The organism is Paeniglutamicibacter sp. GQ140, from assembly GCF_059759235.1.
This window is the reverse complement of sequence record NZ_JCAXDW010000006.1, coordinates 272,344-294,490: the sequence shown is the minus strand read 5'-3', so window position 1 is coordinate 294,490 and position 22,147 is coordinate 272,344. Positions and strand designations below refer to the sequence as shown.

18 protein-coding genes and 3 tRNA genes are annotated in these 22,147 nt (G+C 66.4%); 12 read left to right on the top strand and 9 right to left on the bottom strand.

Annotated features, from left to right (window positions below):
• The first annotated feature begins 112 nt into the window (after positions 1-112).
• Complete coding sequence (locus tag AC6CHY_RS11275; protein ID WP_498226734.1) at positions 113-2,323, top strand: prolyl oligopeptidase family serine peptidase; 2,211 nt, start codon at positions 113-115, stop codon at positions 2,321-2,323.
• 1 nt (position 2,324) lies between these two features.
• On the opposite strand, the gene AC6CHY_RS11270 is transcribed toward AC6CHY_RS11275, so the two are convergent.
• On the bottom strand, positions 2,325-2,741 hold the full coding sequence (locus AC6CHY_RS11270; RefSeq protein ID WP_217390685.1) for a hypothetical protein: 417 nt from the start codon (positions 2,739-2,741) through the stop codon (positions 2,325-2,327).
• A 138-nt stretch (positions 2,742-2,879) separates the two neighbouring features.
• Here AC6CHY_RS11270 and AC6CHY_RS11265 point away from each other — a divergent pair.
• Positions 2,880-2,968: transfer RNA gene (locus AC6CHY_RS11265), tRNA-Ser, on the top strand.
• Positions 2,969-3,121: 153 nt separating this feature from the next.
• Here the strand turns inward: AC6CHY_RS11265 and AC6CHY_RS11260 are convergent.
• From AC6CHY_RS11260 to AC6CHY_RS11250, 3 genes are all read right to left on the bottom strand, one after another.
• Positions 3,122-4,102, bottom strand: a complete 981-nt coding sequence (locus tag AC6CHY_RS11260; RefSeq protein ID WP_217390684.1) for a hypothetical protein — start codon at positions 4,100-4,102, stop codon at positions 3,122-3,124.
• A gap of 250 nt (positions 4,103-4,352) precedes the next feature.
• Positions 4,353-4,601, bottom strand: a complete 249-nt coding sequence (locus AC6CHY_RS11255; protein ID WP_217390683.1) for an SCO4226 family nickel-binding protein — start codon at positions 4,599-4,601, stop codon at positions 4,353-4,355.
• 150 nt (positions 4,602-4,751) lie between these two features.
• The gene (locus AC6CHY_RS11250) at positions 4,752-6,887 is read right to left on the bottom strand and encodes a RecQ family ATP-dependent DNA helicase (RefSeq protein WP_498226733.1); all 2,136 of its coding nucleotides are present in this window, start codon (positions 6,885-6,887) and stop codon (positions 4,752-4,754) included.
• A 118-nt stretch (positions 6,888-7,005) separates the two neighbouring features.
• Here AC6CHY_RS11250 and AC6CHY_RS11245 point away from each other — a divergent pair, with 118 nt between their 5' ends.
• From AC6CHY_RS11245 to AC6CHY_RS11225, 5 genes are all read left to right on the top strand, one after another.
• Complete coding sequence (locus tag AC6CHY_RS11245; RefSeq protein ID WP_217390681.1) at positions 7,006-8,427, top strand: phosphomannomutase/phosphoglucomutase; 1,422 nt, start codon at positions 7,006-7,008, stop codon at positions 8,425-8,427.
• Positions 8,424-8,906 (top strand): hypothetical protein, encoded by a 483-nt coding sequence (locus tag AC6CHY_RS11240; RefSeq protein WP_217390680.1) that lies wholly within the window; start codon positions 8,424-8,426, stop codon positions 8,904-8,906. The genes AC6CHY_RS11245 and AC6CHY_RS11240 overlap by 4 nt, the downstream gene beginning before the upstream one ends.
• Before the next feature lie 157 nt (positions 8,907-9,063).
• On the top strand, positions 9,064-9,510 hold the full coding sequence (locus AC6CHY_RS11235; protein ID WP_254456374.1) for an RrF2 family transcriptional regulator: 447 nt from the start codon (positions 9,064-9,066) through the stop codon (positions 9,508-9,510).
• 165 nt (positions 9,511-9,675) lie between these two features.
• The gene (locus AC6CHY_RS11230; RefSeq protein WP_217390678.1) at positions 9,676-10,857 is read left to right on the top strand and encodes a globin domain-containing protein; all 1,182 of its coding nucleotides are present in this window, start codon (positions 9,676-9,678) and stop codon (positions 10,855-10,857) included.
• 159 nt (positions 10,858-11,016) lie between these two features.
• Complete coding sequence (locus AC6CHY_RS11225) at positions 11,017-11,286, top strand: hypothetical protein (protein ID WP_217390677.1); 270 nt, start codon at positions 11,017-11,019, stop codon at positions 11,284-11,286.
• A 91-nt stretch (positions 11,287-11,377) separates the two neighbouring features.
• Here the strand turns inward: AC6CHY_RS11225 and AC6CHY_RS11220 are convergent, their stop codons facing one another.
• From AC6CHY_RS11220 to AC6CHY_RS11210, 3 genes are all read right to left on the bottom strand, one after another.
• A complete protein-coding gene (locus AC6CHY_RS11220) occupies positions 11,378-12,652 on the bottom strand; it encodes an alpha/beta fold hydrolase (RefSeq protein ID WP_217390676.1) in 1,275 nt (424 codons plus the stop codon).
• Positions 12,649-13,176 (bottom strand): PadR family transcriptional regulator, encoded by a 528-nt coding sequence (locus AC6CHY_RS11215; RefSeq protein ID WP_217390675.1) that lies wholly within the window; start codon positions 13,174-13,176, stop codon positions 12,649-12,651. The genes AC6CHY_RS11220 and AC6CHY_RS11215 overlap by 4 nt, the downstream gene beginning before the upstream one ends.
• A 224-nt stretch (positions 13,177-13,400) precedes the next feature.
• Positions 13,401-15,230: a phosphoenolpyruvate carboxykinase (GTP) gene (locus AC6CHY_RS11210; RefSeq protein ID WP_217390674.1), complete on the bottom strand. Its 1,830-nt coding sequence runs from the start codon at positions 15,228-15,230 to the stop codon at positions 13,401-13,403.
• 309 nt (positions 15,231-15,539) lie between these two features.
• On the opposite strand from AC6CHY_RS11210, the gene AC6CHY_RS11205 reads away from it, so the two are divergent.
• Positions 15,540-15,616, top strand: a tRNA-Arg gene (locus tag AC6CHY_RS11205).
• 595 nt (positions 15,617-16,211) lie between these two features.
• Positions 16,212-16,285 (top strand) — tRNA-Arg (locus AC6CHY_RS11200).
• A 65-nt stretch (positions 16,286-16,350) separates the two neighbouring features.
• On the opposite strand, the gene AC6CHY_RS11195 is transcribed toward AC6CHY_RS11200, so the two are convergent.
• Positions 16,351-17,088, bottom strand: coding sequence for an esterase/lipase family protein (locus AC6CHY_RS11195; protein ID WP_217390673.1), 738 nt, complete (start codon positions 17,086-17,088; stop codon positions 16,351-16,353).
• A gap of 149 nt (positions 17,089-17,237) precedes the next feature.
• Positions 17,238-18,263: a lactonase family protein gene (locus tag AC6CHY_RS11190; RefSeq protein WP_217390672.1), complete on the bottom strand. Its 1,026-nt coding sequence runs from the start codon at positions 18,261-18,263 to the stop codon at positions 17,238-17,240.
• A gap of 153 nt (positions 18,264-18,416) precedes the next feature.
• Between AC6CHY_RS11190 and AC6CHY_RS11185 the strand changes: the two genes are divergently transcribed.
• The 3 genes from AC6CHY_RS11185 to AC6CHY_RS11175 are packed head-to-tail and all read left to right on the top strand — an operon-like array spanning position 18,417 to position 22,143.
• Positions 18,417-19,223: an ABC transporter ATP-binding protein gene (locus AC6CHY_RS11185; RefSeq protein WP_217390671.1), complete on the top strand. Its 807-nt coding sequence runs from the start codon at positions 18,417-18,419 to the stop codon at positions 19,221-19,223.
• Positions 19,220-21,538 carry a YhgE/Pip family protein gene (locus tag AC6CHY_RS11180; RefSeq protein ID WP_217390670.1) on the top strand — a complete coding sequence of 773 codons (2,319 nt, stop codon included), beginning with the start codon at positions 19,220-19,222 and terminating at the stop codon, positions 21,536-21,538. The genes AC6CHY_RS11185 and AC6CHY_RS11180 overlap by 4 nt, the downstream gene beginning before the upstream one ends.
• Positions 21,535-22,143: a TetR/AcrR family transcriptional regulator gene (locus tag AC6CHY_RS11175; RefSeq protein WP_217390669.1), complete on the top strand. Its 609-nt coding sequence runs from the start codon at positions 21,535-21,537 to the stop codon at positions 22,141-22,143. Before AC6CHY_RS11180 ends, AC6CHY_RS11175 begins: the two co-directional genes overlap by 4 nt.
• Positions 22,144-22,147: the final 4 nt, after the last annotated feature.

The window sequence follows — 22,147 nt, the reverse complement described above, 5'->3', positions numbered from 1 at the left end:
GTGCCCAACATACCCACAAACCCGGACAAAAAAGTGGTTCTCATCAGGTATCGAGTAACGAATCGATTACGAACACAAATGCGCGTCCAGTCCCTTTACCTAGACTGTCAATATGAGAATCCCTCCCTTGGACACCCCAGTTTCGACAACGTTGGCCGGTTCACCTGCCAATTCCAACGCGCAGGCCGCTGATGTGCTGGAACAACGTATCGGGAATCCAACCGATGTAGACACCGACGAGGATCCGTTCCTGTGGCTGGAGGAGCTCGATTCCCAGCGGGCCATGGAATGGGTGCTCGGGCAAAATGCCCGCACCGAGGCCGAGCTCTTCGACGACGATTTTGCCGCGACCCAATCAGAAATCCTCAAGGTCCTGGATGCCGCAGACAGGATCCCGATGGTCACCAAGCGCGGGGACCACTACTACAACTTCTGGCGAGATACGCGGCATCCCAAGGGGTTGTGGCGGCGCACCGACTGGGAGTCCTACCGGCAGGAGGACCCCGCCTGGGAAATCCTGCTGGACGTGGATGCCCTGGCGGAGGCCGAGGGAATTGACTGGGTCTTCTCCGGGGCGCAGATGCTGCGTCCGGCTCTGGGCACCGAATATGCGCGTGCCCTGATCAAGTTGTCACCCGACGGCGGGGACCAGGTGCGGGTGCGGGAATTCGACATGCCCTCCCGCGCGTTTGTCCCTGGCGGCTTCGACCTGCCCGTGGCCAAGACGAATGTTTCCTGGGCGGATGCGGACACGCTGTTTGTCGCCACCGACGTCGGCGAGGGATCACTCACGCTGTCCTCCTACGCGCGCACCGTGCGCCGGCTGGCCCGTGGACAGGAGCTGGCCGAGGCCGAGGAAGTCTTCGCCATCGACGAATCACACGTCCTGGCCTATGTCTCGCACGATTCGACCCCCGGCTTTGAACGCGATGTCGCCCACGACGTCATCGACTTCTACAACTCCAAGACCTACCTGCGATGCGGCGACCAATGGGTGCATCTCGAGGTTCCCACCGACGTGGGCGTCTCGCTGCACCGCGGATGGGTGTTGTTCTCCCCGCAGACGACCTGGACCCGCGACGGGGCCACGCACATTCCGGGCTCCCTCGTCCTGGCCGATCTTGAAGAGTTCATGGCCGGCACTGCCGTGTTGCGTGAGATCTTTGTTCCCTCGGCTTCCACATCCCTCCAGTCAATCGACTTCACCGCCCACCACATTCTCCTCAATGTCCTGCAGGACGTTTCCTCCCGGATACTCGTTTGCGATCCTGCGAAGGACTTTGCGCTGCGTTCCTTGGATCTCGAATCCCCGCTGCACAGTTTCAGCATCTCCGCGGTCGACGACGAGGATCCCGCTTGCGGCGACGACTTCTGGCTGACGCTCACCGGATTCCTCACGCCCACCACCCTGGCCCGCGGCACTGTCGGCGCCGGCAAGGACCCGGCAGGTGCCGCTGTCCCCAAGGTCGTCAAGAGTGCCCCTGCCCGCTTTGACGCCGCTGACTTCGAGGTTTCCCAGCACTTCGCCGTTTCCGATGACGGCACCCGGGTCCCGTACTTCCAGGTGTCCCCGCGCGGACTGGCGCTGGATGGAAGGAACCCCGTGCTGGTCAATGGCTATGGCGGATTCCAGACGAGCCTGACACCGGGCTATCTTGGCGCCCTGGGTCCCGGCTGGCTGGTTCGCCGCACGGCGGAGGGACGTCGCGGCAGCTACGTGGTGGCGAACATCCGCGGCGGCGGCGAGTACGGGCCGCGGTGGCACCGCGCCGCCTTGCGTGAGAACCGGCACCGCGCCTACGAGGACTTCGCGGCCGTTGCCCGTGACCTCATCGCCCGGGGAGTGACCTCGCGCGAACACCTGGCCGCCACGGGTCGGTCAAACGGCGGGCTGCTCATGGGCAACATGATCACCGGCTACCCGGAGCTGTTTGGGGCGATTTCCTGCGGCGTCCCCCTGCTGGACATGCGCCGGTACACCCGGCTGGCCGCCGGGCATTCGTGGATCGCCGAATACGGCGACCCGGACGTACCCGCGGACTGGGAATTCGTGCGGACCTTCTCCCCCTACCACCGGCTCGACGATCCGCTGCCCGAGGGCGTCCAGTACCCGGCCTCCCTGATCTGGAGCGCGACGTCCGATGACAGGGTCGGTCCGGTGCAGGCCCGGAAGATGGCAGCGAAGATGATGGAGATGGGCGTCGACTCTGTTCGGTACCACGAGTCGCTGGACGGCGGCCATGCCGGCGCCAGCGACAACAAGGCCTCGGCCACCATGCTCGCAACCAGCTACGAGTTCCTCTGGCGGCACGTCGCCCGCTGATTCACAATCCGCGATCTCTGCCATTCAGGTCCTGGATGGCGGCATCGATGCGTTTGAGCAGGCGCTGGCTCAGCCGGACTTCGTGGGGCAGCTCGCGGAGTTCGGCCGGGCCGATGTCGAGATCCCGTTGCTCCAGGATCTCGCTCAGTGATTCCCAATACTCCGTGGCCATCTCTTCATCGTCTTGGTCCTCCGCCGGGGCATCCGGTCCCACGACGCCGAAGGCGGTTTCCTCGATGTCGTCCACCGATGCGTCCGACCAGCGCTGGCTCGTGGACCACCCGCGGTTATCGAGCAGCAGGACGCTGCTTCCGTCTTCCAGAAGCAGGCCGAGCCGGGCAGCCACCGAAACACGGCTTTTGTCGGCGGAGGAGTAGTCAAGGTCAGCCAGCGTGACCAGTTTGGAAGCCCTTGTCATGCGGCCTACGCTATCGCGCCGCGAGGCTGTTTGGTGGCAGCGGGCCGCCTTTCCCGCGCGGTTGTTGCGGGCCGTTCACGCTCGTTTTGTGTGCCGCGCCTGCTTTGGGTAGTCTAGGGGAGCTGGAAACAGCGAAACGGACACGTGCCAGAGCGGCCGAATGGGCTTCACTGCTAATGAAGTGTCGGGGTTAAACTCGACCGGGAGTTCAAATCTCCCCGTGTCCGCTGAAAAACCCCTACTTCGGTAGGGGTTTTTTCGTCTTGGGCCGCGGGTGGCGGGCGATGCCGCAAACAGCGAGAAACCGCCCGCAGCCGGTCCCGGGCGGGTACCGACATGCGGGCGGCTGGAGTCGTGTCAGGCCTCCGTGCCGCAGGCGCCTATTTGTCCCCGTCTCCGAACGCGTTGAGCAGCGTGCGCACCATTTCGTCGGGCAGGCCGGTGTGGCGGACTACAATGGTCGTTGCCGCGTCGAGTTCACCCATGCGCAGGTGCTCGAGCAGCTCGGTGCGTTCGGGCTCCCCGAGATCGTTGACGCTGAATTTCACCTCACCGTCAGGACCTTGTCCCTCGAAGCTGAAATCGGCAATGTTTGCGGTTGGTGTCTTGCCGCCACCCAGCGGGGAAGCCCGCAGCATGCGAAGGATCTCGGCGTGCTCCAGGCCAGAGTGCTTGGCAATGAGTTCCGCTGCCCCGGGCAGGTCCTCGTCGCGCACCAACGACAGGAACTGGTCGTATTCGGCCGGCGGCAGGTCCTCGCTGGCGAATTCACGGGATTCCCCGTCCACCAGGTAGGCGACCTTGAATTGCGTGGAGGTCCGTTCCGATTCGCTGCCGAATTCCTCCGCCCACTCGCTGGGCACCACCCAGGGGTCATCGGGGGTTTGGGGGCCGGCCTGCACCTTCTTCGACGGGTCTTCCCCGGCGCGCGCGACGGGATCGGGCGGGCCGGGAATTCCGGTCGCCCCGTCGGGCTCCAGCGCTTCGGGGGCCGCTGGTTCCTCGGCCCTGGCCGCACGGCGTTCGGCCTCGAGTTGCTGGGAAATGGTGGGGCCGGTCGTGGGCTCCTGGCGGACCTGGGGGAATCGTTCCAGGCTCCGGACGGCGATGATGCTGGCCTTGTATCCGTCGCCGGTCATCGCCTTGTAGTTCTGCACCGCGGCCATGAAATCCCCTGTGGCCAGGGACCTGTAGACGGCACGGTGCCCTTCGGCGGTCAGTCGCCCGGCGGCCAATTGCGCCGATTCGGGGGTGATCGCGGCAGAAACCTCGGCCGAGTTCTTGATGCGCAGCTTCTTTAGCCCGATCCACGCAAGTCCGAGAATGAGCAGCGGGACGACGACCCAAAGCAGAATTTCCATGTCTCTAGCCTACGGCCCCTTCAGGCGCGCGGCGGAACTTGGCGATGGCCAGATTATGGCCGAGGAATCCGTTGGCCCCCTCCGGGATTCCTGCTGCCCCGGACGCCCGACATCCGCGGAACCGGGCAGGCGCTGGGTGTACCCAGCGATGCGAACGGGTCGCCCTGCCGTCGGAATTCGACGGCAGGGCGACCCGTTTCCCCCCTTGGCGTGCCCATGCCCCGAGCCACCGTTGCCTCGGGTACAGGACTCAAACGACCAGCGGAACCTCGTAGATCTCGTCGGCCAGATGGCCGGCGCGCTCGTGGACCCGCTGAACGGCTTCTTTCGAAGGGCCTTCGGAGAGGCAGAACACCTTTCCGCTCTCCGGGTCAGCCCACGCCTTCTTGAACTCCACGTTTTCCTCGCCCTGTATGGCAAGATCGGCCGCGTGTGCAGCCTGCAGATCGGCCGCAGACAAACCCTTCATGTGGTTGTGTACGTCCATGAATTCAGCCATGACTTCTTCTTCCCTGGATGACGTTGAGCGCCAGAATGGGAACAGCGCTCGCCCCATTTTGGCACTTGGCCGGCCGCGAAGGAATAGCAGGACACCAGCGGTTCCAGGCGCACGCATTGGCCAGATGCGGCCCACCACCCGGAGCCCGGATCAGCCCGCCATGCCGAGCACAAAGGGCAGCACCCCGGGGGTGCCGGCCTCGCGCAGGATCCTGGCCGCTTCGGTCATCGACCACCGGCTATCGGCCAAGTCATCGAGCAGCAGGACCGGACCGGGGGCGCCCGCCAATTTCTCGGCCATTTCGGCCGGAACCACGAATTGGTCCCAGACCGCCGCGAGCCGGAAGGCCGAGTTTCCGCCGGAGCCGCCGCGCGGACCGTGGTCCCGGTACTCGAGCTGCCCCAGGTACGGCAGCCGTCCGATGGTTGAAATGCCGTGGGCAAACGACCCCACCAATTGCTGGCGGGTCCGCGAGGGCATCGACACCACGGCGACCGGCCGGGTTGACCATTTCCACTCGCTGAGGACCTTGACGCAGGCATCCAGCATGGCCTGTGCAATGGGTGCGTCCGGCTCGTCCGAATTTTCCAGCAGTGCACGCAACCGACCTCCCCAGCCCAGGTCCGTCAAGCGGGCCAGCGCACGGCCGTCCTCGGCCTGGAGCTCGGGCTTGATCTTGCCCTTGAGCGGAACGCCAAGCTTTTCCATGCCGCCGGGGTACATGCGGCGTGCCTCGACCAGCGCACCGACGCGGCCCAACGCGGTTTGCGCCGAGTCCTTGGCCGTTTCCTGGATTTCGTCGCTGAACCACACGCCGGCGCAGTTGTCGCACCGACCGCACGGCGCGGCCGCCGGGTCATCGAGTGCCCGGGAGAGGAATTCCATGCGGCAGGTCTTCAGGTTCTCGTAGTCAAGCATGGCGTTTTGCTCGGCCACGCGGGCCGCGGCCACGCGGGTGTAGCGCTCGGCGTCGTAGAACCACTGGGCGCCCGAACGGATCCATCCGCCGGAGACCCTTTCCACTGCACCATCGACGGCCAGCACCTTGAGCAGCAACTCCAGCGGGGTGCGCTTGATGTTCACGCGGGCCTCGAGCGCGGGCACCGAGAGGGGCCCCTGGGTGGCGCCAAGCTCCTCCAGGACCGCGTGCGCCTTTTGCTCGTCGGGCATGGAACTGGTGGCGAAGTAGCGCCAGATTTCCCTGTCCTCCGGGCCGGGCAGCAGGAGCACGTCGGCGTTGATGCTGCCGCGGCCGGCACGGCCCACCTGTTGGTAGTAGGCGACCGGGGAGCTGGGCGCCCCGACGTGGATGACGAATCCCAGGTCCGGCTTGTCAAAGCCCATGCCTAGCGCGCTGGTGGCCACCAGCGCCTTGACCTCGTTGTTCTTCAGCGCTGTTTCGGCGCGGTGGCGTTCCTCGGTGTCGGTGCGCCCGGAGTAGGCCAGCACCTTGTGCCCGGCCTCGGCCAGCAGCCGGGTGATGTCCTCGGCCGCCGAAACGGTCAGCGTATAGATGATGCCCGATCCGTGGAAGTCGTTCAGGTGCGTGAGCAGCCAGGCGAATTGCGAGCGCGGCGAGGCCAGCCGCAACACGCCCAGGCGCAGCGACTCGCGGGCCAGGGAACCGCGCAGCGTGAAGACCTCGGCGCCGCCCACGGCCAGCTGCTCCTGCACGTCGTGGACAACCCGCTCGTTGGCGGTCGCGGTGGTCGCCAGCACCGGGACGCTGCCGGGAAGGGCGTGGATGAGGTCCTTGATGCGGCGGTAGTCGGGGCGGAAGTCATGGCCCCAGTCGGAGATGCAGTGCGCCTCGTCGATGACCAACAGCCCCATCCGGGCCACCAGCGCCGGCAGCTGTGTGTCGCGGAAGACGGGGTTGTTCAGCCGCTCCGGGGACACCAGCAGCACGTCCAGCTCGTCGTTGTCGAGCTTCTGGGCAATGGACTGCCAGTCCAGGGCGTTGGCGGAGTTGATGGCCTCGGCGCGCACCCCGGCACGCGAGGCGGCGGCAACCTGGTCGCGCATCAGTGCCAGCAGCGGGGAAACGATCAGCGTCGGTCCGGCGCCGCGGGCACGCAGCAACAGCGAGGCCACGAAGTACACGGCGGACTTTCCCCAGCCGGTGCGCTGCACCACCAGGGCGCGGCGGCCCCCGGCCACCAGGGCCTCGATGGCCTCGAACTGGCCATCGTGGAACTGCGCATCCTCCCGGCCGACCAGGGAACGCAGGATGGAGGTGGCAGCGGAGCGCAAGTCCGAATCGATGCTGGGTGTGTAGGCGTCCATGGCCCCAGTATTCCAGTGTCCACCGACACTTGCCCGCACCGGCGGTGTTGGCGCCCTATGCAACTACTCACCTTCGACGGCCCAAATCCGCGCCCCGCCACACCAACCGGATAAGCTCATGGGTGTGAGTGTGGAAATCGATCTTTCTGAGTCCTTCAAGGCCTATGACGTGCGCGGCATCGTCGGGGCCACCATTTCCGCCGAGGCGGTCGAGGCCATTGGCGCCGCATTCGTCGACGTGTTGGGCCTGGCCGGCCAGGACGTCCTGGTGGGCGGGGACATGCGCCCCTCCTCCCCCGAGTTTGCCGCGGCCTTCGCGCGCGGGGCCGCCTACCGCGGCGCCAACCCGAAGTTGCTGGGGCTGATTTCCACCGACGAGCTCTATTTCGCGGCCGGGTCGCTGAACAGCGCCGGGGTGGTGTTCACCGCCAGCCACAATCCCGCCGCCTACAACGGCATCAAGATGGCCAAGGCCGGTGCGGTGCCGGTGTCTTCGGACACCGGCCTCTTTGACATCCGCGACCTGGCCCAAAGCTACCTCGACGAGGGCCTTCCGGTGTCCACCGAGGCCCCCGAGGGCACCGTCAGCGAGATCGACGTGCTGGCCGACTATGCCGACTACCTGCGCGGGCTGGTGGACCTGACGGGCATCCGCCCGCTGAAGGTCGTCGTGGATGCCGCCAACGGCATGGGCGGACTCACCACCCCCGCGGTGCTGGGCGATGCCCTGCTGCCCGGGCTGCCACTGGAAATCATCGAGATGTACTTCGAGCTCGACGGCACGTTCCCCAACCACCCGGCCAACCCGCTGGAGCCGGAGAACCTGCGCGACCTGCAGGCCGCCGTCGTGAAGCACGGCGCCGACATCGGGCTGGCCTTCGACGGCGATGCCGACCGCTGCTTCGTGATCGACGAAAAGGGCGAGCCGGTCTCCCCCTCGGCGATCACCGCGCTGGTGGCGGTGCGCGAGATCGCGCGCGCGCAGGCCGCGGGCGAGGACTCCCCGGTGGTCATCCACAACCTGATCACCTCCCGTGCCGTGCCCGAGGCCGTCACCGCGGCCGGCGGCCGCCCGGTGGTCACCCGCGTGGGGCACTCCTTCATCAAGGCCGTCATGGCCGAGCAGGGCGCGGTCTTCGGCGGGGAGCACTCGGCGCACTACTACTTCCGCGACTTCTACAACGCGGACACCGGCATGCTGGCGGCGATGCACGTGCTGGCGGCCCTGGGCCGCCAGGACACGCCGCTGAGCGAGTTCGCCGCCGAGTACGAGCCGTATGTCTCCTCCGGGGAGATCAACTCCGAGGTCCAGGACAAGGCGGGAGCCGTGGCCCGCGTGCTCGCCGATTTCGCCGACGCCCCCGTGGATGTCGGCCACATGGACGGCACCACCGTCACCGCCCGCGACGGGTCATACTGGTTTAACCTCCGCCCTTCCAACACCGAACCCTTCCTGCGCTACAACGGGGAAGCAAAAGACACCGCGACCATGGAATCCATCCGCAACCAGGTCCTCTCGATCGTCAGGAGCAACGCATGAGCACCCCAGAAAACAAGATCACCGAACTCGACGACGCTGCCCAGGCAGAGCTGAACAAGGTCCTGGGCACCGCCCTGGGCGTGGCCCGCGAGCAGCTGGAGGAGCAGGGCGTTTTCCTTCCCTTCGCCATCGCCGTTGAGCCCGCCACGGAAGAAAACGCCGAGCCCGAGCTGCGCCTGCTGGCCGTCCAGCCCACCGAGGACCTGGACGATCCGGAAGCCGACATCGACGCCGAAATCATGATGAAGGACCTGGTCCAGCTGCTGGCCGACCAGCGCGACTCCTTCAACGCCGTCGCCTTCGTCTCGGATGTCACCCTGCTGGACGACGGCATGGATGCCGTCCACGTGCTGGCCGAACACCGCGACGGCGCCTCGATCGCCATTGTGCAGCCGTACACCGCGCCGGACCCGGAAACCGGGATCTGGGAGTTCTCCGAGCCCAGCGCCGAGGGCGGCCAGATCCAGGTCTGGGCCTAGCCCCGGATTGCTTCCGGCCTGTGGCCCGGAACCCGGCACATCGGGTTCCGGGCCACAGGTCTTTGGGCACGCAGCCAGGGAACCTTGGTGTTCGGCCGGCGTTTCCCCCTGTGCACCTCGGCACAGTCCGCGGCGCCGTTGCCCGTGACCTGCGAGAATGGAACACGTGAGACTCAGCGCCTTCGCAGACGTGTGCCTGCGCACCTTGATGTTTCTCGGCTCCCGTCGCGACCAACAGGTCACCACAAAGGACATCGCCGAGCAAATTGGCGTGCCCTACAACCACGTCGCGAAGGCCATTGTGGAGCTTCGCAACCGCGGCGCCCTTGACGTGGCGCGCGGACGCTACGGCGGTTCTCAAATCACCGACCAGGGTTTGCGGCTTCGCGTGGGCACCCTGATGCGCGACCTCGACGGCCGCGAGGATGTGGTCGACTGTGTCTCCGAGGCCGGGGCACCCTGCCCGTTGCTCGCCGCATGCAGGCTGCGCGGCGCCCTGCGACGGGCCCGCGAGGCGTTCTATGCGGAGCTTGACCTCTTGAGCGTGAAGGACCTGGCCCCGGCTTCCGGCAGCTCGCCGCTGCCCTTCCCGGTTCTTCCGTAACACCTGCGACCTGCCGGGGACCGCGACCGTACGTCTCTCAAGGACACCGGCATCCGCGAACCCGGTCGGCGGATTTGCAACCAACTTCTACGCCATGTAGAACTGAATTATCAATCTTGCATATTCCATGCAAGATAACGTTCCCCCTTCGTCAGGAGCCACCCGATGCTTTCCGAGAAGTCCCGTCCGGTCATCGAAGCCACGCTGCCAATCATTGGCGAGCGCATCTCACACATCACCCCGAAGTTCTACGGCCGGCTCTTTGCCGCCCACCCGGAACTGCTCGACGGGATCTTCTCCCGCGCCAACCAGAAGAACGGCGCGCAGCAGCAGGCGCTGGCCGGCTCCATCGCGGCCTTCGCCACCCACCTGGTCAACAACCCGGGCACCCTGCCCGAGGCCGTCCTCTCCCGTATTGCCCACAAGCACACCTCGCTGGGCATCATTGAAGAGCAGTACCCGATCGTGTACGAACACCTCTTCGCCGCCATTGCGGAAGACCTGGGGGACGCGGTGACCGCCGAGGTCGCCGAGGCCTGGACCGAGGTCTACTGGCTCATGGCCGATGCGCTGATCAAGATCGAGAAGGGCCTCTACGCCAAGCAGGCCAACGACAAGGTCTGGACCGACTGGAAGCTTGTGTCCAAGACGGCCGCGGGCACAGATTCCATCACCTTCCGCTTCATCCCGGCCGACGACACCCCGGTGACCGTGGCCAAGGCGGGCCAGTTCGTCTCGGTCCGCGTCCCGCTGCTGGACGGATTGCGCCAGTGCCGCCAGTACACGCTCAGCGACTCCGTAGCTTCCACCACCGAACGCGTCATCACGACCAAGTTCGACGGCGGCGGCGAGGTCTCCCCGTTCATGCATGGACACCTGAAGGTCGGGGACGTCGTGGAGCTTTCCAACCCCTACGGCGACCTGGTCATCGACGTGACCGGTGCCCCGATCGTCCTGGCAACAGCCGGAATCGGCTGCACCCCGAGCGCCTCCGCGCTGGCCACCTTGGCCGCCGCGGGCTCCGACCGCCAGGTCCTGGTGCTCCACGCCGAGGCAACCGAGGACGCCTGGGCACTGAAGGAACAGATGCGCGAATCGGTTGGGGCGCTGCCCAACGCCGAGCTGAAGCTGTGGCTCGAGGACATCAGCGCCAAGAACGAGGACACCAAGGCGACCGAGGGCTACATGTCGCTGGCCGGCCTGGACCTGCCGAAGGACGCCCGCCTGTACCTGTGCGGCCCGCTGCCCTTCATGCGCGCGGTCCGCTCACAGGCCATCGACGCCGGAATCCCTGCCACGAACATCCACTACGAGGTCTTCGGACCCGATCTCTGGCTTGCCGCTTAACCGGACCGGCAGGACCCGGGATCGCGAACGGCGCGAGGCTCTCCACCGCCCGGCGGTGGAGAGCCTCGCGCTTCTTTCTGTCGGACCCGTCGTCAGCTAGCCTTGGAAACAACATGGCATTCCGGCACGGGTCGCCCCGTGGTGGGCCTGGAGGCATTCATGAACGAGAAAAAGCGCCTGTATCTGGTTCTGGGATTCGGTTGCCTGCTCACCTCGGTGGTCGCCGTCGTCGTCACGGCCATTTCCCTGTTCGCCAGATTCCGGGAGTTCGAGGACCTGGGCCACGTGCTGGACGGGGAAACCTTCAGCAGGATCGTCGGGATGACGGCGGCGGACACGTACATCGTGGTTTCGGGTGCCGCCCTCTTTGCAGCCGGAGTCGTGTTCATCATCGCCGGTTCGCTGCGCCGCAACGCGCCGACCGCGTGACCTGGAAAACAACGCCGCAGGCGCCTCGCGCAACCCTGTCCGAAGACAGGGAACTGCCCGTTGCGGGTCTCGAAAGACCCCTTTCCGGGAGTTACTGCCCGGGCTCCTGCAGCCTCGGGTGTGGGGTGCCCTTTTCGACCCAGGCCCGCACGGTGGCGTTGAAGAGGATCGGATCCTCGATGTTCCACTGGTGGTGCATGCCAACGGCGGTGCGGAACTGGGCCTGCGGCAACGCCCTGGCCAGTGCAGGGAAGGACTTGGCCACCAGTTTGGGCTCCTTGCTCCCGGCAATCACCAGGGCCGGGCCCTTGTAGTTGCCAAGCTTGGCCGGGACGCCGCCGGGGTCCACCTCGTCCATGATGGCGCGCATGTTGTCCGCGCGCAGGTGCGTGCCGTGTTCGGTGAAGAGTTCCTTCTCGTCGGCGACCATGCCGTAGGCGCCGGCCTGGAAGCGCCAGTACCATTCGCTGCCGAACAGGCGCAGCTGCATCCGGCTCATGGTGCGCATCGAGGTCGAGACGCCTGCGGCCGGGACGCCGGAGATCATCAGGGACTCCACGAGCTCGGGGTGCCTGGCCAGGACGCGCAGCGCAATGACGCCGCCCAGGGAAAGGCCCACCAGGTGGGCGCCGCCATTGGAGACCTCGTCGGCAATGACCGCCGCCACGTCGTCGGCGGCGCTGTCGAGCCCAGCCCAGTCCTCCTGGGCGCGGGCCCCGAATCCGGGAAGGTGCGGGGTGAGCACCTCGTAGTCGCCAAAGGAGCGCACCTGGGGGTCCCACGTCCAGTTCGCGACATTTCCCCCGTGCAGGAACACGATCGTCTGGGCCGGTTTGCCGTCCTTGCGCGGGCGCGTGGGCGCGTGGAATTCCGGGTAGCCTCCCGGATCCCTTGGCGCCGCGGCCAGGGATGGGGCCGGCTTCGTCCCGGCGGCCGGTGCCACCGGGCCATTGGGCTCGGCACGGGTGTGCGGGACAGCTGGCTTGGGATGTCTCGGCGCCTTGGCCGGACGACCCTGTTTCTCCGCGGCAGCGGTTCGGGGTGCTTCGCCGGGAGACGTCGACGGCGTGGTTTCGGCGTCCTTTTCGGCGGGCGCCTTCGATGCCGCGGCACCCTCAGGGGCAATTCCGGCTCCCGCGTCGGGCTTCGATCCATCCTTCGCGGCAGGATTGGCCTTGGAATGCGGCTCGGGGCGTGGCTTGCGGTCACGGGGTCCGCGCTTCGGGGGCGCGGGCGCTACCCGCTGTTCTTCCCTGGGGGCCTTGCCCGGCTTGCCTGCCGGGGTCGCATCGTCCGTCAGGGAGCGGTCGACGAATTCCTCGTCGGCTCCGGCGTCGCCGTCGGAGGGGTGCTGGTGCTGGCTCATGGCAGGTGCTCCGTCACTGCATCCAGCCATTCAAGTTCGGCTGCCGCATGGCGGATTCCATTGTCCAGGGTTGCAGCCATCAGGAAGCTGCGACGGTCCGCTGCTGCTCTCATATCAATGTCCTCACGCTGGGAGAGGTAGTCGTCCAACACCTCTTGCGTTGCTTCGCGCCGGGCCTGGATCAGCTCCAGCACCGAGTCGCGGTCGAGTTCCGCGGCAAAGAACACCCGGGCCAGGAATGGTTCGCGCGGGGTGTGGGCGGTGACGTCGCCACCCAGCCATTCGACGAGCTCCCGCCGGCCCAGTTCGGTGATGTGGTGTTCCTGGCGGTCGGGATAGTTCCGCTGGGCGATCGTGGTGACGGTGGCGTGCCCGTCCTTCACCAGTTGGGCCAGTGTGCGGTAGATCTGCGCCTTGTCGGCATTCCAGAAATGATTGATGGACGAGTCGAAGTGCTTCTTCAGTTCATACCCGGTCATGGGCGCCAAACTCAAGAGCCCGAGGATCAAACGCGCAAGAATCATGCTTTCATCCTGACACATCCCCTAGGGGATTGTTCCAGCAGCCACGCACTTGTTGGCCGATGCCGTCGACCAAAGGCCTGCCCCACCACTGGCGATGAGGCAGCGACCCGACCTCGGAGTCGGCCAACGGCAAGGGCCCCGCGCTCACCAGTCCGGCCTTCCCGGAATCGGGAGGCCAGCGATGAAAGCGGGGCCCTGCACAACCGTTGTCGGCGAAGTGAGGCCTAGGCCTCCAAACGCACCTTCAGGCTGTCAAGCTCGTTGCGCAGCGAGGCCGGAAGGGCCTCGCCGAACTTGGCGTACCATTCCTCGATGCTGGCCAGCTCGGTGGCCCACTCGCCCTTGTCCACGGCCACTGCGGCCTCGACATCGGCCGGGGTCATGTCCAGTCCGGTCAGGTCGACCGACTCGCCGGTCGGCACGAAGCCGATCGGGGTCTCGACGGCGTCGGCCTTGCCCTCGATGCGGTCGATGGCCCACTTCAGCACGCGGGAGTTGTCCCCGAATCCGGGCCAGGCAAAGCCGCCCTCGGCGTTGCGGCGGAACCAGTTGACCAGGAAGATCTTGGGCAGGCGCTCCGGGTTGGCCTTGGACTCGATGGAGTCCCAGTGGTTCAGGTAGTCGCCGGCGTTGTAGCCGATGAACGGGAGCATGGCCATCGGGTCGCGGCGCACCACGCCCACGGCGCCGGCGGCTGCGGCCGTGGTTTCCGAGGACAGGGTCGAGCCCATGAAGATGCCGTTGGTCCAGCTGCGGGCCTGGGTCACCAGCGGGATGGTGGTCTTGCGGCGGCCGCCGAAGAGGATCGCGTGGATTTCGACGCCGTCCGGGCTGTAGTACTCCTGGGCCAGCATGTCGACCTGCGAGATCGGCGTGCAGAAACGGGAGTTCGGGTGTGCGGCGGGACGGCCGGAGTCCGGGGTCCAGTCGTTGCCCAGCCAGTCGGTCAGGTGCGCCGGTGCCTCGTCGGTCATGCCCTCCCACCACACGCCGCCCTCATCGGTCAGTGCAACGTTGGTGAAGATGGAGTTGCCCTTGGTGATGGCGCGCATGGCGTTGGGGTTGGTGGACCAGCCGGTGCCCGGCGCGACGCCGAACAGGCCGTATTCCGGGTTGACGCCGCGAAGCTCGCCTTCCTTGCCGATGCGCATCCAGTTGATGTCATCGCCCAGGGTCTCTGCCTTCCAGCCGTCAATGGTCGGATCCAGCAGGGCCAGGTTGGTCTTGCCGCAGGCGGACGGGAAGGCTGCGGCCACGTTGTAGCTCTTGCCTTCCGGGTTGGTGAGCTTGAGGATGAGCATGTGCTCGGCCAGCCAACCCTCGTCGCGGGCCATCACCGAGGCGATGCGCAGCGCGTAGCACTTCTTGCCCAGCAGGGCGTTTCCGCCGTAGCCCGAGCCGTAGGACCAGATGGAACGCTCCTCGGGGAAGTGGACGATCCACTTGTCCTCGTTGCACGGCCAGGCCACGTCCTCCTGGCCGGGGGCCAGCGGGGCGCCGACCGAGTGCAGGGCGGGAACGAAGAAGGCGTCCTCGGCTTCCATCTTGCGCAGCACGTCGTTGCCGATGCGGGCCATGATGCGCATGGAGGCAACCACGTAGGCGGAGTCGGTAAGCTCCACGCCGTACTGCGGCTGCTCGGCATCCAGCGGGCCCATGACGAACGGGATCACGTACATGGTGCGACCGCGCATGGCGCCGTCGAAAAGCCCCTTGAGCATGGACTTCATCTTGACCGGGCTTTCCCAGTTGTTGGTGAAGCCTGCGTCCTTCTCGTTTTCCGAGCAGATGAAGGTGCGTTCCTCGACGCGGGCAACGTCCTTGGGATCCGAGAAGGCAGCGAAGGAATTCGGGAACGAAGGATCGGTGAGCTTCTGCAGCGTGCCGCCGGCAACCAGTTCAGCGGTCAGGCGATCGTTCTCCTCCTGCGTGCCATCCACCCAATAGACATGGTCAGGCTTCGTCAGTTCCGCGATTTCCTGCACCCAAGCGGCAAGCTTTGAATGCGTTGTCGGTGCTGCATCGATGACCTTCTGGTCCGAGCTCTCGCTCATGTCCATTCCCTCCATTGGGCTGAATTTGCAATAAGTCGATGCTATGGGGCCGCCCAGCCCGGCCCCCTGTGACGCATCTCGCCCCAAAGTGCCGTTCCCGGTTTAGTTTCACCGAAAAGCCCGGCATTTCGGGCTTCACCCATTTCACCCCAAACGGTTAAGGTGACGAAGGTCACGTAGACCGGTATACTTCACGAAAGCCAACGGTGCGACTGTTCACGATACTGACCCCGGGATTTTGCGCGAACGGCATTCGTCTGTATAGTTATTCGAGGTCGAACCGCGAGGTTGGTACCAAAAACAGAATATGCGCCCATAGCTCAGCTGGATAGAGCGTCTGTCTACGGAACAGAAGGTCAGGGGTTCGAATCCCTTTGGGCGCACCAACTAGAGAAGCCACGAGAAATCGTGGCTTCTCTTCTTTTTACTCCGTAGACCCGTCTTCGAAGGCGGCCGCACCATGGGTGAACGACGGGCAGCCTCACATGCTCCGCGGCAGAAACCATCCGAATGGTGCCCTCTTCGGGATCCTCTTGCCGCCTGCCCGGTCCGTTTTTCCTCCTTGATCAACTCAGCGGCTCTACCCGGGGCATGCTGCGCAGCATCCACGAGGTACGGGCCGTCCCGGGAAGCCGTATCGAACCATTGCCCGATGATGCGACCCCTCTCGGCGAATGCTTTCGACCGGCACGGCGGCTCAGCGCCTGCCAAGACGTACGCTGCGCCGACCATTCCGATTCCAATACAACGCATTGCGCCGCGCAGCCCCCGGATCGGGGAAACGACCCGGCTCCGATCCGGGCGCGATCCTCGACGGGGGCTTCCGCTGCGGCCGGGCGGCAAGTCGCCACCGGACGGGCAGTCGCAGTGCCGCCGGACGCGTGAGTTCGCGCACGATTCCATGACGTGAATCGACCAGCAAGCCAAAGGTATGTATAGTTATTCGAGGTCAAGCCGTGAGGCAGGATCGATGCAGAATATGCGCCCATAGCTCAGCTGGATAGAGCGTCTGTCTACGGAACAGAAGGTCAGGGGTTCGAATCCCTTTGGGCGCACTCACATGAAAAGAGCCGCAATCGAAAGATTGCGGCTCTTTTCGTTTCGGCGGCGGGCCCTTCCCTCAGTGATCGGGCGCCAGGAAGAGCACGGCTTCGTCGACGGCAGCCAGCACGACAGGTTCGCGCAGCGTACGGAAATGCCCGGCAACCTGAAGCCTCACGTTCGTTGCCCCGGCGAGCGCACTGCCGGCGGGAATGTGCGGGTCGAACTCCGGATAAATGGAAACAATCCTGTCGTTGACGGCCTGCTGCGCCTGCAGGGACAAAAGGACGGCGTCCGTTGGTGAAAAGTGGCGCAGCGTGCGTGGGAACAGGTACTTGGCATAGACCGACCCCGCAAATGGCGTTGCGATGGCCACCAGACCCAGGATTCGCGCCTCCCCGCAGGGATCAGCCTCCGTCCCAGGCTCCGTCGACAGCAACACATCCAGCATTGCGAGCTTCCCGGTCAACCCGCCCTTGCTGTGGGCCAGCAACAGGCACTGGTTTACCCCGTCCTGCTGGCGAAGCTCACTCAGGCGCTGCCGCACGATCTGGGCGGACTCGGGCAGCGGGTGCCTGTTCAAACCCAATCCCGGGACCGTGTAGACGCGGTACCCGGCATTGTTGAGCCGTTGCGCCGCCGAGTCAAGAAAGAACCAGGTCTCATAGACCCCGGGCAGCAAGACTATGGCCGGAAGTGATGGATCGCCCTGTCGGTACGACTCGGGACTTCGACGGCGGATAAACGACAGGACCTGCCGCTTCCCGGCATATGCGTAGTCCAGCAACCACCACCACGGGTGCGACCACCGGTTCATGCCGCCCCTTCCATGGCCGAGGACCTCGGCTCTTCGTAGATCCAACCCTGGGGGCACGCTACGACGTCCTTGCGCCCGCAACACACAATACCCATACCCGGTGGCGGGCTTGTGGGCCAACCGGTGGGTACCGGCCCGATGGCTCCGGACTATCTCGGTATTTGCGCGACGATGCAGGTGGGGCTCTCCAACGCCAGCGAGCTCAAGTGCTTGCTCGGCAGCCCGTCCTCGGCATCCAGTCCGAGGGCCTCGATGGTGTTCGACAGCTGGTTGGCAACCAAGAGCGAGTTACCGACCTGCACGTGGTGCCTCGGCCAATCCCCGGCGCACGGCGCGGCCCCCAGAAAGACGGGCCTTCCGCCCTTCAGGCCCAGCACGGCCATGGCCCGGGCTCCCCGCACCCCGACGTAAAGCCTGTTGGTATGCCGGTCCAGGGAAATCTCCGCCGGGAAATGTTCGCCGGCCAGGATGCCGTCGCCCAGGGATTCGCGGGAGACCTCCCGCCACTCCCCCGCGGCATCGGCTGCCAACGCAACCACCTGGGCGCTGTGTTCGGTGACCACGTAGACGAGTCCGGACGGATGCTCCACCAGGTGGCGCGGGCCGTCCCCCTTGCGCAGCGTGATTTGCCGTTCCTGCCGCAACCCGCCTGCCACCAACTCCCAGATCCGCAGGGAATCGTGGCCCAGGTCGGTGGTGATGATCCTCCCGGAACGCAGCACAGTGCTTTGGTGCGAACGCGAGGCGCGCGGGTGGTGTCCGGGCACGGCAAAGGGGTCGACCGAGGCCGGGGCCAGGGCGGGGTCGCCCAGCGAGCCGTCCTGATGGATCGGATAGGACAGCACCCGCCCGTCGCCGTAGCAGCTGGCAATCAATGTCGTTCCCGCCCCGGCGACGGCCAGGTGGCACACCAGCGCACCGGCCTCCACCGGGCCACCCAGGGGCTCAAGCCTGTTCACGTCCACGATGCGATAGACGGCGACCTCCCCGCGATGCTCGAGCGCCGCATACAGCACCGGAAGTCCCGGGTGGGTGGCCAGCCACGACGGCGAGTCGGCGACGTGGGCCAACCCGAGGTCGGTGAGCACTCCGTTGCCGATCTCGATGGCCCGGATGCCCAAACTTGTCCCGCCACCGTCCGGCGAATAGCCGCCAACCCAAAACTTCTTGCCCATGTGCCCATCCTCCCCCGGGGGCCCAGCCGGCGCGGAGACCCGAGGGGAAAAGATACTCGATCGTGTCATTTGACCGTGCCGGACGGACGCCAGTGGTGAACCAGACAGGCCCACTATTTGAACTGACCGGTCAGTTCGGTTTACGCTGTAGTCGTGCTCATTGCCGATAACCTGGCCATTGCCGGCCGCCACCTGCCCCTGCTGGAACCCACCAGTCTCGCCGTTGCGCGCGGCGAGCTGCTGCTGGTTGCTGCCGAACCCCAGCCCACCCGCACGGCCCTGTCGCTGGGATTGAGCGCCCGCATGCGCCCCACCGGGGGAACCGTGGGCTGGTCGGGAAACACCTCCTTGCGGTCGGTGCGGCGCATCAGCGCCCTGGTCGATTCCCCGGAAATCAACGAGCCCGAGGCTCACCTCAAGGTCCGCGACCTGGTGGCCGAGGACCTGGCGCTGCAGCCCGGGCCGATCTGGCGGCGCAGCGGCATCGACGCCTGGATGAAGAAGCACCACATGGACGAGCTGGCCAATGAATGGCTCGACGCCATCGACCCGCTCGCACGTCTCGCGCTGCTCACCCACCTCGCGCTCGAGGACCGCGGCGTCGAGGTGCTGGTCTTTGATTCCCCCGACCGCCACGGCATTCCCGAGGACGACTGGTTCCGCTACCTGGAGTCGGTGGCCACCGGACGCCGCGCCCCGGCCGTGGTGGCGGTCGCCCAGCGCATCCCGGCGAATTGGGGCGGGTCGACGGCTTGGGCCGGCCGGGTGCAGGAAAAGCTGGCGGTCGCTCCGGCACCCGCGGCGGACCCCGAGACGGAAGACCAGGCGACCGCCGCACCCCGGGAGAACCCCGGGGAACCGGTCGCCGAAGCATCCCCAGTGACTGCCCAGAGCATCGCCGATGACACCGATGCCGCGGCACCCACCACGCATTTGACCGCGCCGAAGGAAGAATCATGACCACGTTGCGCCTCGCCCTCTCCGAACTCAAGCGCATGACCTCCGGGCGCCTGCCGCGGATTGCCATCATTGCCATGTGCCTGGTCCCGCTGCTCTACGGCGCCCTGTACCTCTACGCCAACTGGGACCCGTACGCACACCTGCACAACGTCAAGGCGGCCATCGTCAACCTCGATGCCGGTTCCGCCAAGGACGGCAAGGAGCTGAAGGTCGGCGACGACGTCACCGCCGAACTGCTTGAGGACGGGACCTTCGGCTGGACGGTTGTAGCCTCCGAGGCCGAGGCAGATGCGGGGGTCGCGGCCGGCGACTACGCCTTCGCCATGACGATCCCCCAGGACTTCTCCGCCAACCTCGCCTCCCCGGGCGACTTCGACAAGGCCAAGCAGGGCATCCTGAAGATCACCACCAACGACGCCAACAACTACATGGTCGGCACGTTCGCCGACAAGCTCGCCGGACAGGTGCACAACACCGTGGCCAAGGAGGTCGGCACGCAGACCGCCGACGCCCTGCTGACCGGCTTCTCCGACATCCACACCTCCATGTCCAAGGCCGCCGACGGCGCCGGCGAACTGCACACCGGCACCGTGAAACTCTCCGACGGGGTCACCACCCTGGCCGGCGGCGTCACCACGCTGGGCGACGGGGCAACCAAGCTCAACACCGGGGCCGGAGACCTGGCGGACGGGGTGGACGCCCTGCGCGATGGCACCGGCTCCCTGGTGGCCGGGCAAAAGAAGCTGGCCGACGGCGCCGACAAGCTCGCAGGCGGCGCGGGAACCCTCGCGAAGGGCACCGGCGAACTCAACGCCGGACTGGGCGAGCTGAAGTCCAGGACGGCCGCGCTGCCGGCCAAGACCCGGCAATTGGACGAGGGCGCCCAGAAGGCCGCCGATGCCTCCGCACGGCTCTCCGCGGGCGCCGCCCAGGTCGCCGCCGGCAACAAGGCCCTGGATGACAAGGTCACCCAGGCGGCCGACACCCTCACCGCCCTGGAAAAGGACGCCGAAGGCCGCATCGATTCGGCCACGGACGCGCTGGACGCCCGGTTGGACGCCCTGGTCGAGGCGGGGGTCCTGGAACCCGGGCAGGCGGATGCCCTGCGCCAGGACGTCAAGGACGCGGCGGCCTCCACCGGCGTCGCGGACCAGGTCGCGGACACCAAGACGCAGCTGGCCACCGCCCGGTCGCAGATCTCGGCGCTTGCCGACGGGTCGGCGCAGGTTGCCGAAGGTGCCAAGGAGCTCTCCGGCGGCCTGTCCACGCTCGCCGACGGGACGCACCAGCTGGCAGGGGCCATGCCCGCACTGAAGTCCGGCATTTCCGATGCCTCTGCCGGTGCATCCAAGCTCAACGACGGTGCCCAAACCCTGGCCGACGGGGCCGACACCCTTGCCGGCGGACAGCACGACGCGCTGGCCGGGGCCAAAAAGCTGGAAGCGGGCGCCGGCACCCTGGCCAACGGCGCCGGCACCCTGCATGAGGGAACCGGTTCGCTCGTCGCGGGCGTGAAGGAACTGCGCAACGGCGTGGGCGAGCTGGGCGACGGAGCCACCGAACTGCGCGACGGCTCCGGGGAGCTGTCCACCAAGCTGGCCGACGGCACCGACGAGGTACCCAACCCGGATGCCGGTTCCCGGGAGCAGGTCTCCTCGGTCATCGGGGATCCGGTGGACATTGCCCGCACCGACCAGGCCAAGGCCGGGGTGTACGGAGAGGGCCTGGCCCCGTTCTTCATGACCCTGGCCATCTGGATCGGCGCGTTCATCCTGGTTCAGATCATGCGCCCCATCACCAAGCGCGCGCTGGCCTCCAACGCCGCGAACTGGAAGATCGCCGTCGGCGGCTGGTTGCCGTTCCTGGGTATCTCGATGCTCCAGGGCACCATCCTCTACGCCGTGGTGCTCTACGGGCTGGGCCTGGACACCGCCCATCCGTGGATGACCTGGGGGCTGTTCCTGCTGGCCTCCATGGCGTTCACCGCGATCATCCAGGGCATCTGCGCGCTGGCCGGGACCCCGGGAAAGATGGTGGTGCTGGTGCTCATGGTGCTGCAGTTGGTCTCCTCCGGCGGCACCTTCCCCTGGGAAACCACCCCCGAGGCGCTGCACGTGGCGCACCGCTGGCTGCCCATGGGGCACGTGGTCACGGGCCTGCGGCACCTGATGTACGGCGCGGACCTGTCGGTGCTCGGACCGATCGTCGCGGGCCTGGTTGGCTACACCGTGCTGGGCCTGGTGGCCAGCACCGTGGCGGTACGATTGCACAAGACCTGGTCCCTGAAAACCCTGCATCCGGAGCTAAGCGCATGAGCCAGACACCCACGACCCGCCCCCGGGTGCGGGCCACCGACTCCAAGCACCGGCTGTTCACCGCCTCCATGGAGTTGATCGGCACCCGCGGGCACCAGCAGGTGAGCGTGGACGAGATCGCCAAGGCCGCGGGTGTCTCCAAGGGCACCGTCTACTACAACTTCGGGTCCAAGAACGAACTCATTGGCGAGCTGCTGAACTACGGAATCGCCATCCTCTTCGAACGCCTCGGGCCCGGTGCCACACACACGGACCCGGAAGCGGGGTTGCGTCAGATGGTTGGCGAGGCCCTGGAATTCATTGCCGAATACCCGGCCTTTTCCCAGCTCTGGATTTCCGAGCAATGGCAATCCGACAGCCAATGGGCCGGGGCCCTGGCGCAGATGCGCAACGACGTCATCGGGATGGTCCGCGCCGCCTTGTCCCGCCTGGCCGAACAGGAGCCTGCCGCGGCCGGAAAGCCGGTGCCCGACCTGGACGCCCTGGCCACCGCGTTGTTCGGGGCCACGCTCATCCTGGGCCGGGACCGCCAGGTCTTCCACCCGGAGCGGAGCATCGAGGAATGCGTCGGGGCAGCGATGGCCTTCACCGCGCCCCTGCGCTGATTCC

Excerpts from the sequence above, each read along its gene's own strand:
- AC6CHY_RS11275 (WP_498226734.1), top strand. The coding sequence starts at position 113 with ATGAGAATCCCTCCCTTGGACACCCCAGTTTCGACAACGTTGGCCGGT.
- AC6CHY_RS11270 (WP_217390685.1), bottom strand. The coding sequence starts at position 2,741 with ATGACAAGGGCTTCCAAACTGGTCACGCTGGCTGACCTTGACTACTCC.
- AC6CHY_RS11260 (WP_217390684.1), bottom strand. The coding sequence starts at position 4,102 with ATGGAAATTCTGCTTTGGGTCGTCGTCCCGCTGCTCATTCTCGGACTT.
- AC6CHY_RS11255 (WP_217390683.1), bottom strand. The coding sequence starts at position 4,601 with ATGGCTGAATTCATGGACGTACACAACCACATGAAGGGTTTGTCTGCG.
- AC6CHY_RS11250 (WP_498226733.1), bottom strand. The coding sequence starts at position 6,887 with ATGGACGCCTACACACCCAGCATCGATTCGGACTTGCGCTCCGCTGCC.
- AC6CHY_RS11245 (WP_217390681.1), top strand. The coding sequence starts at position 7,006 with ATGGGTGTGAGTGTGGAAATCGATCTTTCTGAGTCCTTCAAGGCCTAT.
- AC6CHY_RS11240 (WP_217390680.1), top strand. The coding sequence starts at position 8,424 with ATGAGCACCCCAGAAAACAAGATCACCGAACTCGACGACGCTGCCCAG.
- AC6CHY_RS11235 (WP_254456374.1), top strand. The coding sequence starts at position 9,064 with ATGGAACACGTGAGACTCAGCGCCTTCGCAGACGTGTGCCTGCGCACC.
- AC6CHY_RS11230 (WP_217390678.1), top strand. The coding sequence starts at position 9,676 with ATGCTTTCCGAGAAGTCCCGTCCGGTCATCGAAGCCACGCTGCCAATC.
- AC6CHY_RS11225 (WP_217390677.1), top strand. The coding sequence starts at position 11,017 with ATGAACGAGAAAAAGCGCCTGTATCTGGTTCTGGGATTCGGTTGCCTG.
- AC6CHY_RS11220 (WP_217390676.1), bottom strand. The coding sequence starts at position 12,652 with ATGAGCCAGCACCAGCACCCCTCCGACGGCGACGCCGGAGCCGACGAG.
- AC6CHY_RS11215 (WP_217390675.1), bottom strand. The coding sequence starts at position 13,176 with ATGATTCTTGCGCGTTTGATCCTCGGGCTCTTGAGTTTGGCGCCCATG.
- AC6CHY_RS11210 (WP_217390674.1), bottom strand. The coding sequence starts at position 15,230 with ATGAGCGAGAGCTCGGACCAGAAGGTCATCGATGCAGCACCGACAACG.
- AC6CHY_RS11195 (WP_217390673.1), bottom strand. The coding sequence starts at position 17,088 with ATGAACCGGTGGTCGCACCCGTGGTGGTGGTTGCTGGACTACGCATAT.
- AC6CHY_RS11190 (WP_217390672.1), bottom strand. The coding sequence starts at position 18,263 with ATGGGCAAGAAGTTTTGGGTTGGCGGCTATTCGCCGGACGGTGGCGGG.
- AC6CHY_RS11180 (WP_217390670.1), top strand. The coding sequence starts at position 19,220 with ATGACCACGTTGCGCCTCGCCCTCTCCGAACTCAAGCGCATGACCTCC.
- AC6CHY_RS11175 (WP_217390669.1), top strand. The coding sequence starts at position 21,535 with ATGAGCCAGACACCCACGACCCGCCCCCGGGTGCGGGCCACCGACTCC.